The following is a 14,464-nucleotide window of genomic DNA, read 5'->3' on the forward strand; positions in this document are numbered from 1 at the left end:
CGACAATCGCAACGACAATCTCGAACATAGAACCGTTTCCTGAGCGACTGGCTCGCGATATTCGGAGCCGCAAGATATCTCGCGCAAATCGCAGAAAGGTTCACTTATTGCAGCGCATCAGGGAAAGGCGAATTGCTCGGGCCCATGAATTGAGCCATTGCCAAAGCAAATCTCTCTTCGGACAAGCGTTTTTCGACAAGCCGAACTTCTGTCGAGTTCAGCTTGGATTTCAGCAGCCCTTCGTAGCGCGCGATATTGTTTTGAATGACCTCTAGACGAGCAATTTTTTCGTTCATAGCCACACCCCAAAATGAACCCACTAAAATACCTTTAAGTGTACGCCGGCTAGTTTTCGTCTTGTAGACGCTGACGTTGGGGGATGAGGAAAGAGGGATTATCCTTCGTCCCGCCACAAAACGGTGGCGCCAACGCTCGCAACTCCTTCCCGCCGCAAGCAAATTAACAGCGCCTGATTCAGATCGATGTGAATTAGGTTCACAGTCAAGTTTGAAGTTTGTGGCGCGGGGCTCGGTCCCACGCTCCGCGCGGGTTACTAGTCAGGTAAGCCTCGACCGCATGAGCCAAGAAAATGGTAGCGCTAAAAAAAGCAATCACTGCGACAAAAAGCTCAAACATTGAACTGCCCAAAAACAACAGTGCGCGACTAACAAACGGAGATATGTCGTCCGCATGCGAATTAAGTAGCCGTAGCTGGTGGATTAATTCAGTCCGGTTTGGGGCGCCGATACTGATTCCGAGCGGCTGTAGCAGCTCCGACACAGTTCCCTGGGGGAAACGGTGTTCCCGCACCATAATTAGAGTGTCCGCCGCACCGGGGCTTGCGCCACGCCATCTGTTCACTCCTGCACAATAGCCGAATTTCAAGGAAGGCGGTGCGCCAGACGATTCGGTAATTTTCGAAGGAACACTGGATTGTCAGCGCGATGGCGAAGTGTTGTCACAGTTATGAGGCTGCATGAATCACAGTTCTCTAGTTCAGGGAGTTCGTGGTGGCGTATCGGATTGTCGCAGCAAAAGAAGACGAGACAGTGAGATGGGAGCGCTCGAGCAAACTGATAGCAGTAGCGAAGGCGCGCGTTTGGGTCAGCGAGGGCTGGGAAGTTGTAATTACTGATGACGAGGGAGACAAGGTGGACCCCGCCGAGTTTGCGGCGCCTCTATCCTAAGCCTCCCGCCGACACGCTTACCGCCTGTGGTACTGAGCGAATGCCGACGAATAGGCGTTCGTAAAAGGGCAAGTAGACGTCCCGAGATGGAATCACATAGCTTCCTTACGGGGTGGGCAAAAGAGAGAAGTCCAATGAGACTCTCGGCCCTTGAGACTGCGTTGCTGACTGCCTGCGTCGTCCTTGCCGTAGTAGTCGCGTACTGGGGATTGAAGATCCTCGCGGCCTGAAATTCATGCTTAGATGCGTTAGGTAGTTACAAGCTGCGCGTTCGTGGCGAACGCCGCGGGTCTCATGCACCAATGCGTGGCAGAAAAGACTCAGGCTCGCGATGCACGCTGTCGCAATCTTCAAAGACTCTTGACGGTAATAGGCGACGGACTCAATAGTGGTCCGCAGCAAATCAATCGTTCATGTTGAGTAAGGAGTGTTCCGGTCTTGCGCGGAGGCGCGGGCCGAAAATGCTATTTGAGCCGACGCCGCAATGGACTTTTTCGCTTATTCGATAGTGGTCACCGCCATGGTCGTGGTGCTGGTCGAGTGCGGCTACGCTCTTTATCACCTTTTGCTGCTGGTTTGATCGCTGAAGTGTCGTGTTGACGCGATCTGACGACGGCTAAGCACCTTTCGGCTTGGCTTCTCGGGTTAACCCATTGGTTATTTGTTTGCGGTCATTTGCGCGCTTCCATTCCTCAAGGAGGCACCATGTCTGACGTCACCATTCCCGGCGGCAAGATTCGCGCGTTCGTCGAACGGATCGAAAATATCGACACCGAACTGCAAGAGTTGAACGAACAGAAAAAGGAAGTATTTGCTGAGGCTAAAGGTGAGGGGTTTGACGTGAAGATCCTCAAGGAGATCATCAAGCTGCGAAAGCAGGACCAGGAAGAGCGTGACGAGCGCGAGAGCCTGCTTGATCTCTACATGCGAGCTATGGATCAGGCCGGGCCCCACAAAGTCGCTAAGGCGGCGTAAGCAAGTAGGGCGGGTTGGCGACAGCGTGACTCGCCCTACGCATGCTCAAAAGTTTATCTAAGTAGGGTTTACGTCACGCGTCGTGCAGAATGCCGGCTTTCTTTGACTTCCTCGATAATCTTCGCGCTGCACACCTCAAGGTCGCCAGTAATGAGACCCCGATGTCCGTCTGGGGCGCGTCCTCGTGAGCGTCATCCAATATCGAGAGTCCTGAGGCGACATTCATCTGTGACATCGGCGCGACCGCTGCCTATTTCGTAGATCGCGAAAGTAGCCGGCTGGCCAGCAACGATCCTGCCAAGAAGACGAAGCCCAGCGTGATTAGTGTCATGCCGGCCGGGGCTGCGATCAATTGCCAGTCGTCGGGTACCGCGACGGGTGGACTAGCACTTACTGATGGCTCTGAGAAAGTGGCATTATCCTGATCAAAGGTTGATGCCGCCAAACGCGTCTCCACGTCGACCGGGCGTGGTGTGGCGCGCGCTGGCACGAGTTGATCGGCCGTGAGCTGGATAGGGCTGGACGCTTCAGACACAGGGGGCGCCGCATCGCGAACGGCCACGGAAGCTGTGTTGACGACCTCGAGCGCCGACGCGCCCGACTGGGGCGAGGTCGCCGTGACCGCGGCGCTCAACATTTGAGCCCGCGCGTCCAGAACCCGTCTTTTTTGTAAGGCAGCCTCATTCTCTTCAGCGGTGATGGTAGACCGCTTCGCGGCATCATGACGGATCTGCTTCCTCACCAAAACAGTTGCCGCGTCGGCCTGGAACCAGCATTTCCGGTGCCCCTCGAGATGATAGACCCAGTGACGCCCGGGCGCCGTGGACTCGCCCGGCTGCAGCACACACTCCGGTTGGGCCGGAACAGGCGCGGCGGCCTCCTTCGGGGCAAAGTCGAATAAGTCGGTTAAGGGGTTCGAAGACGCAGGCGAGGCCAAGAAACCTGCGAGTAGAAAAGCCGCTACGCGAAAGCGCCAATGGCCGGACATGGAAACTCCGGTGTTGCGCCCCACCCGGTATGACCTTCGAACTCGACCTAGGTCGCAATGCGACCCCAATTCGGCAGCCTCGGGAATTTATTCGGGCAGAGACCCGGCCTTGATCGCAGCCTTATCGGCAACGGATAGGGTGCTGGCCAACGTATAGTTGAGCGCCTGGATTTACAGAAAATCAGAAGCAGCGATGCCGGGAATCGGAACAGGTCCACCGCCGTCTGCCGGCTTCACCGGCGCCGCTAGTGCTTTTGGGAGATCAGGACATGCAAACCCATTGCGTTCGATACATGCCGATCGCATGAGCCGCGCCGCGAGCTAGATCAATCGCAACGCCGCGCGCAAAAAGGCCCGCGATCATTTATCGTCACGGTGATAGATCTGCCATTCTCAGGATTAGTAACTGTTACCTGAGACCCGAACGGAAGCGTGCGATGGGCGGCCGTGTACCCGTTGGGATTAAAGGATAGACCACTTGCAGTCCTTCGCCCCGACACATAGTAGGTCGCGACGGCATTTTGTCCCGCACAATTTCCGTGGGGTCGAGAGTGTGAGAAGAACCAAGGAAAGCCGCGGCTGTGAGCTTCCTGAGCAGACGACGCGATCAAAATCGCCGCAATTAGTCCAACGACTGACGATGCGCGCATTGAAACTCCAGCACTAACGGCAACTTGCATCTGCGGCGAACGCGAAAATGCAGAGTACAAAAGTTGTAACGATGACCAATGGGATGAAGCCAGAAAACATCTAGTTGTCGTGAAGGAGAGAGCCGCCTTAGACAACCCGAACCTCACGTTAACGCTACCACACCGTTCCAGATGTAACGTTTGGCCGCGGCATCAAAAGGTATCGTTGCGTCGACCCCGACCGGCGATACCCTATTTTCGCGCGCGCCTCGCGCTCAGAATTCGCTCGCGCGATCAGAGGCCGCCGCCACATGTGGCGGCCTCGCCTATAAGACGGGAAGAAGATCAAACGATCCCATCGCGCTGAGAGCGATCCCAAGATTAACGGCGAAGAGCGGCGGCCTTGAGAAGCGATGCGATCGACCCACGCGAGAACCCGATTGCGAGCTTCTCGATGGTTAAGCAACGCAGATCCGAGATTGAGATTTAACCTCTCGCCGGCGCATCAATCTCAATACGAACATTGCGTTGCAGCTTCTCGCGGATCTCATAGAACCGAATGACCGGACATTGCCCCCGTCCGGGCGTGCCCCGAGGCGAAGCCGTCAGCGATTTATACTCCGCTCGGCGGCTTCGTTTTCAACCGGACTTGGCATGCAACCGACCGTGCTTAGCGACGCCGAAGATATGTCCACGGATCCACAGCCTTCATGGGCTGCCGTTTGGCATATCTGGCCAATCATCATCCCTAAAAGGTCGATCGACGGGACTCTGCTTTGGGGTCGTGTTTGGCGGCGGCATGACGGCCGAAGCTGGATTTACAAGCGACTCGTTGGATTCGATTATCACCAGTGATAAGGCCATGAGGCACAACGACTTAAGAGACTTGGCACAACGGTGCAGGCTTATCGCTGGCAAGGCTGACGCCTTCACGAAGAGGCGATTGCTCAACCTAGCGGCCCAGTACGACGCGCGGCTTGAAGGTCCCACAAAGCAGCCCGGCGCTGCAAATTCGGTATTCCAGAAGCTCTATCCTGACCGCCAACACGGTGAGAAAAATCTAGACTAAGGTGAGGGCCTGGGACAGCCGCAATGAACGATAGTTCCCTCGAAAATGAGTTCGAGCGCCGAGCGTCGGAGAGGACTCCGCAGAATCGTGGCGCACTTCTTCGCATCTCAGGGCTAAGAGACCTCTTCGATTTAACCCTGCGGGATGCGTCGGATCGTGGCGTGCCTCGTCTTCCGGCGTCTCCAAATTTACGTTAATCGGTCTTGGTTGTTGAGTTTCGTGCGGCGATTTTTTCCCTCAGATCGTTGCAGATATTGCGGACTTCTGCCGTCACCTGTGAACAATTTTCAATCTGCTGAAAAACACGCTTCGCTTCCTCGCGGTAGCGACTTGCGGTTTCCTTTAACTCTTCGGTCACGCCGAGCGCGTTGCGGGTTACGGTCTCGCATTGCTTGACGAGATCCATTAATTCCATTCCCATCACCTCGATCTCTTTTGCCGCGATTTCGTATTCGCGGACAACAGCCTCCGCAGACAGTTTTCCAATCTCCGTCGCGCCCGCGCTGTGTTCGACATAGTCGGGCATCGCCATAGTTGGCGCGCTTACGGTGGGCGTGGTAGCGTGATTTGGCTCATGCACCGGCGGTCTGTTCCGAACCTCCGCCTCGATTGCGCGCTCGATTTCAGTCAAGTGGTCTTTGCCTAACGACCGCACCATAACTATCGCTCCTTGTTGGCAATAAATATGAGAAATATCTGCAGATGAATCCTCATGCTTTCGCATCTGGAGCAACAGGACTGTTGAGTTAAGCTTGTTAGTTAAGCTTTATGCGTGCGGTACAAGTTAATCCGAGAACCATTGCGCGGCTTGGCAGGGCGCCCGCATTCGTGGGCTTCAGGTCGGTGGGGGGTAGGTCATTCCTTTGCCAACAGTCGACAGCAGACTGGACCCACTAACATCCGCAGGTGTTTTTCGTCTAAGTCGATATTTTGTACGCTAGTGGGCGTATTTTGCAGCCGCATCCGACTTTAGGCCGAAAAGAACCGCCTGCTCCGTCGGGTACCTACAGAGTGGAAATCCGGGAGGGGGGTAGTCGAGGATCCGGTTTGGGGTGCGAAGCCGACGATCATAGAATGCATAATGACCCGCGGCAGACTGCTGGGTGATTGCCCATATTGTCAGGCAAGCAAGAGGTCAAAGCCAAATCTTCAAAATCGCGTTGGGTAGCACCTTATTTCCACAATCGAACTGCCAAATGTAAAATGACTTATCAAAATCGGAATAGGATATGCCAACTGGTCTGAATGGTAGCTGTGGACCGAACGCCTGCCAGTGCGCGCCGTGATCCGAAGAGATCATAACATATTGGAAGCTGAGGCTGACGATCCGGCCGTCGGGCAGTTCAATTGGGTGCACGTTCATAAGGGTGCCGTTTGCAACGGTTGGTCTCCATGTCCAGTTCGAGCCATCGTTGGTTCCCCGCACCATTGAGCCATCCCCGCTCGGCCAGTAAATAGATCCATCGCTTGCAACAAGTGCCTCTGCGCCGCCGCCTTGGGTTGATACGGAACTCCAAGTCGCCCCTGAATCGTTGCTTTGATAAATACCGCCCGTTCCCCCGCCCCAGCTTGGAAAGCAGCCGACAAAAAATGTTTTGGAGTTGATCACCAACGGATAACTGGAAAAGGCAGTGCCAGCTGGGAGATTAACTCCCACGTTTATCCAAGTATTGCCGCCATCTTGTGAGCGATAAACCGTTTGCTTTTGTTCGTGTCCTCCCGCGAGGAGGGTCTGACGAGTTCGATCCGTAAAATCAACGCTGATCGTGTCGTTGTGACGAGTAGAGCCCAGTGCTCGGAACACGTTGCCGTCATCGTCCGTTCGGTAAACGCCGTTGCCGTTGTAGATACCCGACTCCCAAAACACCCCGAGACGCACGGGATCGTAAATGATTGATCCAGTGCGATTGATGACTGTGGCGGAGCCGCCTCCTGACCCGAGTTGATGCCAACTCATTCCACCATCCCGGCTTCCCCAAAGACCTCGTCGCGCAATGCCGGCGATCATGAGATCTTCATTTGGTTTCGCCGACACAAAGGTCATATTCCCACACTCAGAGGTCATCCCGGCAAGATTCGAAGTGACGTTCACCCAGTTTCCCGGAGAGGGGGAAAGTCGACGAGCAATGGCGATCGTGCTGGAGCTTGTACGGGGCGTTGTTACTGGCGGAGACGAATCGGCGGGGTCTGCCGCTGCTTGCCGGCTATAGTCTGTTTGAAGCAGTAACAGTGCGATCAGCCAAAAAGCGCCGCACTTTGTTACAAATTGGACTAAAGCAACTCCATGGTTCATTGTCGCAATCCGCTTCGTTGGAAACATTCGCCACTACCCGTAATTCTGCGCCTCAGGCAACTAACCGACGCTGGTCCCTACCCAAGTTGTCAAGATCGTGCAAATGCCCCTTACCAACAAAACTCAGCCCGTTGGATTGCTCTACTTTTGGGCGTAATACGGATCCGTCGGCGGTTTTGATCGGCCACTGACCGAATGATCTTATAACGTCTATCTTACAAATCGTCTGAACGGACTTGCTTGAGGCCTGGCGTGTGCCCGGGGCGCGATGGGGAATAACGCGCACTCGCTCTGGCTGCCGCTTGCGATGGCGCGGAGAAGTAGCACGCAGATACATAGCAGATACATCGGCTCGAGCCGAATTTTGTCAGTTCGTCACCACTTGAACGCCGACGGGAAAGGGTGAGTCTGTCAATCGCATCGTGGTATGCCTCTTCGATTGTCTGACGCCGTTCGCCGCTGTCGCTCTTCGCTGCCGCATAATGCGAGAGCCTGATCAGCTCATGCCCCGCCAAGACAATTTCCAGGCCGCAGAGGGGTCATCAGAGCGCAGATGGTGGTTCGGTTTCGCTAAAGGCAAACAGTTGAGCGCCGAGATCGGCAAAGGTGCGTTGGGCATGCCGGAGGTTTTGCATGGTCTGATCATATTCGCGGATTTGCCGAGAACTGACCGCCAACTCTCTCGGTCCAGGCAGCGGCGTGTCTCGGAAGGCAAACATCCACTCGCGCGCTTGCTGTCGAAGGCTCCACATCGTTTGGACTGGTCGGCCGAGCAACTCGATCGTTAACTGTCCCAGAAAGGCGGCAACAGGAATCGCGATCAGGTAGACATACCACTGCATGTCGCGCTCCAATCAGCTCGACGGTTCAACCTGGAAATCGTGAACTGGCTCTGTCTTAACTGAGGAGCGGCGGTTGCCATCGCCGCTTGCCGCGCCAATCAACTCTAATAGACCATTACCCGCAAGGCTGAATCGATCGAGGTCGGTCGGCCGCTGCGAACTTAGTTAACATCAATGAAGGCGTTTCGGCACAGTCGCCAAAAATACAATACGCTCCAACAGACTTCGATGGGTGGGGTAGATCTCTAGCAGTGTTGGTTATCTCTAGCAGTGCTTCATACGTGGCTGCGCTCAGCTCTAGAGTACCATGTCTCCATTAACCCTGTGGCATACTGATTGTGCTCACCAGTCCGTCGCGACTCAAAATAGCCTCATAGCTGCACGAAGCCGGTCAAACTTGATGTGGTTGTCTTCTAACGCACTCAAGATCTTTTTATGTTCAGTTTGAAGAGGCGTTGAATGGCAGAGGGCCGGGGAAAAATCGCGCTTTTCATCGATGGCGCAAATCTTCATGCAACGGCCAAGGCTCTTGGTTTTGAAGTCGACTACAAAAAATTGCTTCAAGAATTCGGAGATCAAGAAACGCTGCTTCGCGCAATCTATTACACGGCAATTGCGGAGGGTCAGGAATTCTCCTCGCTGCGACCGCTGGTCGATTGGCTTGATTACAATGGCTACATGGTGGTGACAAAGCCCACCAAGGAATTCACTGATTCCAGCGGACACCGCAAGGTCAAGGGAAACATGGGCGTCGAGCTGGCGATCGACGCGTTGGAGTTGGCCGACCACATTGATCGGATGGTACTGTTTTCGGGAGATGGTGACTTCTGCGCGCTGCTCGCCGCGATGCAGCGCCGTGGCGTCGAGGTTTTGGTCGTTTCGACGATCAGCTGCAAACCGCCGATGATTGCCGATGAACTGCGGAGACGAGCCGATAGATTTATTGACCTTGTAACCCTTCGAGGCCGTATTGCGCGAGCAAATGAAAGACAGTGAGCAGGCTCAACGGGCTTGGAGATTGCCGCCCTTTGTATTTCTTGAAGTCGTGACCGTCTTTAGGTTCGTGGTGGAAAGCAGAAGGAAAAGAGCTCGATTGGCTACGTAAGAGGCCCTCGCGCGCGTCACCTCACTGCCGTGCATGATGGGTCGACCACCATCGTTACTGACCTGCCAATCCCAACGGGCGCGCTTCCTGGTAATTTGGATTTGGAAAGTAGGCAGTTCTTCTCCGCATTCGCCGCGCCAGTTCCGCCGGTCCATTAGGATGCCTATAAGCCGCTTTCTTAATCCCGTCCGTGGGGTGTTCCAGCGCGCGGAACCGTCTGCTGCATTTTTGACCAGCCGCGCTTAGCGGGAGCGGCTTCGGCGCGTTTCACAATTTCTGCAGGACATTTGGATTACGACAACCCTCAAATGAGGTATGGTTGAAAAGAATGTCTCGCCGCTGGCCCGAGCCACGCATTGAGACACAACGCTCGTGACAAGTGGGGACCATGGCCGCGGGCAATGTCGATAGTGAAGCGCTTTTAAAGACAAGTGCACGGCTGGGTGATGCCGTCGTTGATCCTCGCGTTTGGCCGCAAATCCTGAGCGAGATCAGTAGCGCCGTCGGAGCGGTTGGGGCGGCGCTGCTACAGAGTGACATCCGTACGCCGGACATCCCTCGGACCGAGGCCGTTAACGAGGTCTTTGAGCTCTATTTCCGGGAGGGGTGGCATACCCGCGATATCCGAGCGGAGCGGGGAGTTCCGTTGTTGCTAGCCGGCCAGCGAGTGGTCCTCGACCAAGATATTCTGACGCCAGACGAGATCAGGCGTAGCGATTACTATCAAGACCTCTTAGCGCCGAGCGGTCTCGGTTGGTGGGCTGTGATTGGATTTCGGGCTGGACCGGCTCATTGGGGGCTGAGTATCCAGCGTTCAATCCAACAGGGCCCGTTTGCTGAAGAAGATCGACGAATCCTGGCTCAAATCGCTGATCGCCTGACGGAAACGGCAACGTTGTCAACGGCGATGGGTCGGATCGTCCTCTCAGGAATGACAAATGCGTTGGGTTTGCTCAAGCAGCCAGCGGTAGCCCTCGATCGTTCCGGTGTCGTCCTGGATTTTAATGCCGCGGCCGAACAGATGTTCAACGACGATGTCCGCGTCCGCAATCGCAGTTTAGAGCTATCGGATAGGCAAGCCAGACTGAATTTCGATACGTTCCTCCAACGACTGCGAACCGCGAATGAATGTGCGGCTCTGTCTGTAGCTCCGATCGTTGTGCGGCGCTCCTCCAAGCGGCCGTTGCTGCTTCGGGTTTTGCCCGTTGATGGGGCTGCGCGCTCTCCCTTCGTTGGTGCAAGTGCGCTACTGGTGTTCTCGGATTTGCACTCTGAGGCCGGGTTATGTGTGAATCTGCTGTCGCAGGTTTTTGGTCTATCGCCAGCCGAGGCACGATTGGCAGCGGTGCTCGCGGACGGACTTTCTCCGGAACAGGCAGCGCGCAAGCTCGGAATTGCAAAGGCAACGGTACGAAGTCAGTTGAAGGGGGTCTTTTCCAAAACCGAGACCCATCGACAGAGCGAGCTGGTTGCGGTTCTTTCACGGCTTATCTGACTTAAGATAAGTCGCCTTTTTCAAAAGCTGCAGGCGTCTCGTTCGGCAGCCGACTTTGGTCATAGCATCTATCTTGCGAATCGCAATGACGTGGCCGGCGACGAAGCGCGCCTGCCGTCAAATTCCATCAGTCAATGACGGTCTAGATCCAGCCGGCACCGAGGTCGATTCCAACGGTCATCAGCGCGAGCGTTGCGAGCAAGCCCACACCACTGAAGAGAAGGATGGAGCCGAGCGAGTGGTCGCTGCCTTTGCGAGCCGGTTGAACTGAAACGATCGTGGCAAGCGAAAAGTCGGTTATGACGGGCAACGAATAGTCATCTCGCTCGTCGAGCCACGCGGGCGCCACAAGTTTGCGGTCAAAGTCGGACCAGAACAAGAATGCCGGACGGGAGTAGGAGTTCTTTTTCGCCCTAGCGAGCGGGTCTGGAAACAAACTCGAGCAAATTTTTTTCTAGTTTCTCTCTCCTGCCATATGATATTGATATAATTGATATATTTGTAAATATTAGGGGCCCCCGGATTAGCCCCCAGTCGAGACCTTGCTGGGCTGGAACCCGAGCGGGGCGGCCCGTTAGCCTAAGTGACCAACGACGGCCGAATTAGTCGATGAAGGACAAAGGTCCTAAGTCATACTCAACGATACGCCGAGTTTCACCGCTTTGACGGCCGTTGCACCCGGCGTACGCTTTAGCGATTTCGCGATCTTTTTAACGCCCTGCTTCTGCTTAGCCATCGATTTCAGAGTGCGCACGTCGTCTTTAGTCCATGCGCGGCGAACAACTTTTTTCTTTTTGGCCATCTTAGCTCCGTTATTGGGAGCGGCCATGTAGCACGCGATTCTTCTGGGCGCGAGTTCAATTTACTTACGACGTTTTCTACGCATGACGGAAGATAAGGTTTTAAGCCTGTCTTCCGCCTCACGAACCTCTTCTCGAAGGCGGAGCAGTTCTTCGTAGGCGACGAGTAGACTTTGAGTAGCGCTGCTGGGCTTTGTTCTGGGAGGGCGCTCGTTGTCGGTCATCGTTTGTTCGCAAATACTGAAGATTAGTCGGGGCCGCTGAGGCGTGGGTGAATGCTCAGCGACCCCTGTCGCGCGATTTGAAAAATGGCCGAGTGACCGGGGAGTCAGAACGGTCAAGATCGAGCGATAAAAGATGATAACGGGCAGCTTTGACGACGCAATGAAAGGCGGGCGTTAACCTGACCGATCAACGTTAAGGCGCGGTCAGGCTTGGTGAACGGTTCGCGCTTCTCAGCGTCTCCAAGTCGGCTTACGCGCTCAGAAAGCCTTCCCTTTTCCAATGGGGCTCTTTGCGCGCTACGATACGCTTCCGATGTGATCGGCGGATCGCGTTGACCTGCTGAAGCGAAGGTAAAGTGAAGGGATGAAATGGCCGGGAATCCGAGGGTTCTAGTCTGCATCATTGGCGCGTTAATCTTCGTCAGCTGGATGGTTTTGCAGCAGCAATATTATTGAGCGCTCGCCGTTGATTTAGGATCTGGCTGAAGGCGAAGGGAAAGTGAAGAGGCCGCTCAAAGAAAATGAGATCAGGCGCCTGCTGAGCAAAGCTTTGAGCCGACGGCGGCGGCGCGCTTACTCCCGTAACGCTCTGCATCTGAATCTCAATCGCGAACTTAACGACGAGGCGCGTGGCGGCAGCCTCAAATACTTCTCCGTCGTCGTTGGAGCATTGCTGTACATCTTTTATAGTCGCATCGGATTAGGCTAGTCAGAGCCTGAAGGCCAAAGGAAAGTGATAACGTTTCTCCGAGAAGTTCTCTATCTCTGCTGCATTTCATTAGCTTTCTTGTGCGGAATCGCAGCAGTTACGATTGCTGTGGCGATTGCCTCAAATACGCTTTCGGATCCGCAAGCCTGGATGGCAGTCGTGTTTTTTGCCGCTGCCGGCGTCGCATCCTGGATCGCAGCTCGCTCGGCGGTGATCCGAGATGAGTGACCCGTCAGATAGAGCAGGCCTAAGCCAAGAAACCGAGTCGCCGTCGCTCGGCAACGGCTTCGATAGTTATCGAAGCTTGGCGCATCCAGATATTCTAATCCTCGTTGCGCATGACGTTGTCCCTCCATTTCGGTTCAAGGCCGGCGGATGGGAATTGTTGGAGCAGTCGGTTAAAATCGGTTCCGCGATGCGGTCCCGCATCGACGAAAAAGGCTACTTTTTGTTTCGTGTGAATGACGACGGCAGTGGCGGCTCTGAATTGACTGATTTCCCGATAAGCGAGAACTTATCGAGCGATGGGCAATAGCCAAATCGCGGTTTTGGCGTGGCGTATCTCGGTCGCCGGCTCGTCCAGATCGGGCTGAAAGCGAAAGGGAAGTGATTGACAGGGGGGATTCGCCGCAATGGCGGACAATGAACAGGTCGAGAAGTGGATATCCGAATTTGAAGCGACCGGAGAACAGACGGTTCGCGACAACATCAATTTTCGCGGTGCCCTCATGGGCGGAGAAGAAAAGCTATCGACGGCCCTTACGTGGCTGCGCAACCGGGAAAGGCGGCGCGAAGAGGAAGTAACAGCTGCCCTCAATTATATTCGGTGGACTTTTTGGGTCACCGTCGCAGCCGCGGTTTTCGTGATCGGCACCTTTGCCGTCGTAATTGTCGTTCTAGTTCTCCACCGATAGCCTCGAGCAGCGCAGACGGCGCTAGTGAACCGTTTCATATTTGCTTAGTTGTGGACCTTTATAATCCCAACCCGCTGAGGTTTATCAGGCTCAGTAATAAAGCGCCGCCGGGACGCGAAATTTCGAGCCCGACGGCCTTTTAATTGAAGGTTGTGCTGTGCAGGCGCGTAGCGAAGCGTTGGACCACGCAACTTGTGACAAGTGCGGTTCGATGTAGCGGCTCATCTAGCTACGAGCGCGTCCCTTGAGAACGATTCCGAACATGCCTCGCCGCCGCTCTAACAACCCCCACCGTTACCTATCTTTCCGAGATGCCCCGAGGCTCGATGGTGGGCTCATCTTGACCAACGACTTGACTTGAAGTCGCCTTGGTTCCCCCTCCAAGCGCCTTTCCTTGACCGCAAATCGACTGAATCATGGGCATTTATGAACGCCCAAGTCCTCCATATGCCGCCGTCCGGCGGCGACCAGCGGCACTATGTAAACGAACTCCGCAAGGCTGAGCAGGCGCGTGACCGCCTTGTGCGCGAAGCCGAGGCCGCGCTCGAGTGGGGTGATGACGGTCATCACCGATTGGCTTTTCTAGCGCTTGCTGAAGCCCACCGGCTGGATTGCGAACTCTGGTCAACGCGCCTGTTCCTTGGCGTCCCCGACAATCCCTCACCGTCAATTTCCGATGCCCTTCACGGCGGCTATGAGCTGCTAGAGGTGCAATGCCGGCACTGCAATCACACGCAGATGGTGGACCTTGCTCTGGCGACTTGGCCGCGTGTGCGGCCCGTACACAGCATCCACAGTGCGCTCTATTGCGGCAAGTGTGAAGAGCGACATGGTAAGAGAAGCCGTCCCGATCTGGTTGGATTGCGAACGCGACCGTCAGACGATCCGGGCCGCGCAGCGTGGAGTGGGCAGATGAAGATTAACGAGGAGATGCCGCCGGCTGTCGCCCGCGAATTCGTCGAGGACATGCAGGCGTATTTCGCCGAGGATAACAAAAGCCGTCGCGACGCCATAGCCGTCCGGCAACTTCGGACCCTTCAGGATTATCAGGCGCCCCACGAGAAGAAGTTGCGGCTCGATGATGTCAGGGAGCTATTCGAGCGGATGAAATATCACGCGTGAATCCGACAAGCACGCGATAGAGCGCGGCTGGATCGTGATGCACGAGTCCGGCGCCTTCATCCGGTTCACGCAGGCGGGCGCGGACCTGTTCGCACGAAAAAGCCCCGGACGA

The 14,464-nt window shown here is 55.3% G+C and carries 13 protein-coding genes and 1 pseudogene; 6 read left to right on the forward strand and 8 right to left on the reverse strand.

The annotated features are described in order from the left end of the window. Window positions 1-104 precede the first annotated feature (104 nt). The gene (locus BUA38_RS25040; protein WP_072822115.1) at window positions 105-296 is read right to left on the reverse strand and encodes a hypothetical protein; all 192 of its coding nucleotides are present in this window, start codon (window positions 294-296) and stop codon (window positions 105-107) included. Between the two features lie 1,596 nt (window positions 297-1,892). Here BUA38_RS25040 and BUA38_RS25050 point away from each other — a divergent pair. Then, the gene (locus BUA38_RS25050) at window positions 1,893-2,162 is read left to right on the forward strand and encodes a DUF2312 domain-containing protein (protein WP_072822119.1); all 270 of its coding nucleotides are present in this window, start codon (window positions 1,893-1,895) and stop codon (window positions 2,160-2,162) included. Window positions 2,163-2,412: 250 nt separating this feature from the next. Here the strand turns inward: BUA38_RS25050 and BUA38_RS25055 are convergent, their stop codons facing one another. From BUA38_RS25055 to BUA38_RS25085, 5 genes and pseudogenes are all read right to left on the reverse strand, one after another. After that, complete coding sequence (locus BUA38_RS25055) at window positions 2,413-3,150, reverse strand: hypothetical protein (RefSeq protein WP_072822121.1); 738 nt, start codon at window positions 3,148-3,150, stop codon at window positions 2,413-2,415. 262 nt (window positions 3,151-3,412) lie between these two features. Then, a pseudogene (locus tag BUA38_RS25060) lies at window positions 3,413-3,800 on the reverse strand (septal ring lytic transglycosylase RlpA family protein). Between the two features lie 1,241 nt (window positions 3,801-5,041). After that, entirely contained in the window at window positions 5,042-5,479 is a 438-nt protein-coding gene (locus BUA38_RS25075) for a hypothetical protein (RefSeq protein WP_244553044.1), read from the reverse strand. Window positions 5,480-5,983: 504 nt separating this feature from the next. Next, a complete protein-coding gene (locus BUA38_RS37065; RefSeq protein WP_156898711.1) occupies window positions 5,984-7,141 on the reverse strand; it encodes a WD40/YVTN/BNR-like repeat-containing protein in 1,158 nt (385 codons plus the stop codon). A gap of 542 nt (window positions 7,142-7,683) precedes the next feature. Then, complete coding sequence (locus BUA38_RS25085) at window positions 7,684-7,983, reverse strand: hypothetical protein (protein ID WP_156898712.1); 300 nt, start codon at window positions 7,981-7,983, stop codon at window positions 7,684-7,686. Between the two features lie 459 nt (window positions 7,984-8,442). On the opposite strand from BUA38_RS25085, the gene BUA38_RS25090 reads away from it, so the two are divergent. Both BUA38_RS25090 and BUA38_RS25095 read left to right on the forward strand, forming a co-directional pair. Next, window positions 8,443-8,979 (forward strand): NYN domain-containing protein, encoded by a 537-nt coding sequence (locus BUA38_RS25090; RefSeq protein ID WP_083587762.1) that lies wholly within the window; start codon window positions 8,443-8,445, stop codon window positions 8,977-8,979. Between the two features lie 497 nt (window positions 8,980-9,476). Beyond that, window positions 9,477-10,583, forward strand: coding sequence for a helix-turn-helix transcriptional regulator (locus BUA38_RS25095; protein ID WP_072822133.1), 1,107 nt, complete (start codon window positions 9,477-9,479; stop codon window positions 10,581-10,583). Window positions 10,584-10,725: 142 nt separating this feature from the next. On the opposite strand, the gene BUA38_RS25100 is transcribed toward BUA38_RS25095, so the two are convergent. Next, the gene (locus tag BUA38_RS25100) at window positions 10,726-10,962 is read right to left on the reverse strand and encodes a hypothetical protein (RefSeq protein WP_072822135.1); all 237 of its coding nucleotides are present in this window, start codon (window positions 10,960-10,962) and stop codon (window positions 10,726-10,728) included. A gap of 246 nt (window positions 10,963-11,208) precedes the next feature. Next, on the reverse strand, window positions 11,209-11,385 hold the full coding sequence (locus BUA38_RS37660) for a hypothetical protein (RefSeq protein WP_172806090.1): 177 nt from the start codon (window positions 11,383-11,385) through the stop codon (window positions 11,209-11,211). Window positions 11,386-12,536: 1,151 nt separating this feature from the next. Between BUA38_RS37660 and BUA38_RS25115 the strand changes: the two genes are divergently transcribed. The 3 genes from BUA38_RS25115 to BUA38_RS38240 all read left to right on the forward strand — a co-directional run bounded on the left by BUA38_RS25115 (window position 12,537) and on the right by BUA38_RS38240 (window position 14,352). Further along, the gene (locus BUA38_RS25115) at window positions 12,537-12,851 is read left to right on the forward strand and encodes a hypothetical protein (RefSeq protein WP_072822141.1); all 315 of its coding nucleotides are present in this window, start codon (window positions 12,537-12,539) and stop codon (window positions 12,849-12,851) included. A 97-nt stretch (window positions 12,852-12,948) separates the two neighbouring features. Beyond that, a complete protein-coding gene (locus BUA38_RS25120) occupies window positions 12,949-13,230 on the forward strand; it encodes a hypothetical protein (RefSeq protein ID WP_072822143.1) in 282 nt (93 codons plus the stop codon). A 426-nt stretch (window positions 13,231-13,656) separates the two neighbouring features. After that, on the forward strand, window positions 13,657-14,352 hold the full coding sequence (locus BUA38_RS38240) for a hypothetical protein (protein WP_072822144.1): 696 nt from the start codon (window positions 13,657-13,659) through the stop codon (window positions 14,350-14,352). Window positions 14,353-14,464: the final 112 nt, after the last annotated feature.

Source organism: Bradyrhizobium erythrophlei (assembly GCF_900142985.1).
Taxonomy (GTDB): domain Bacteria; phylum Pseudomonadota; class Alphaproteobacteria; order Rhizobiales; family Xanthobacteraceae; genus Bradyrhizobium; species Bradyrhizobium erythrophlei_B.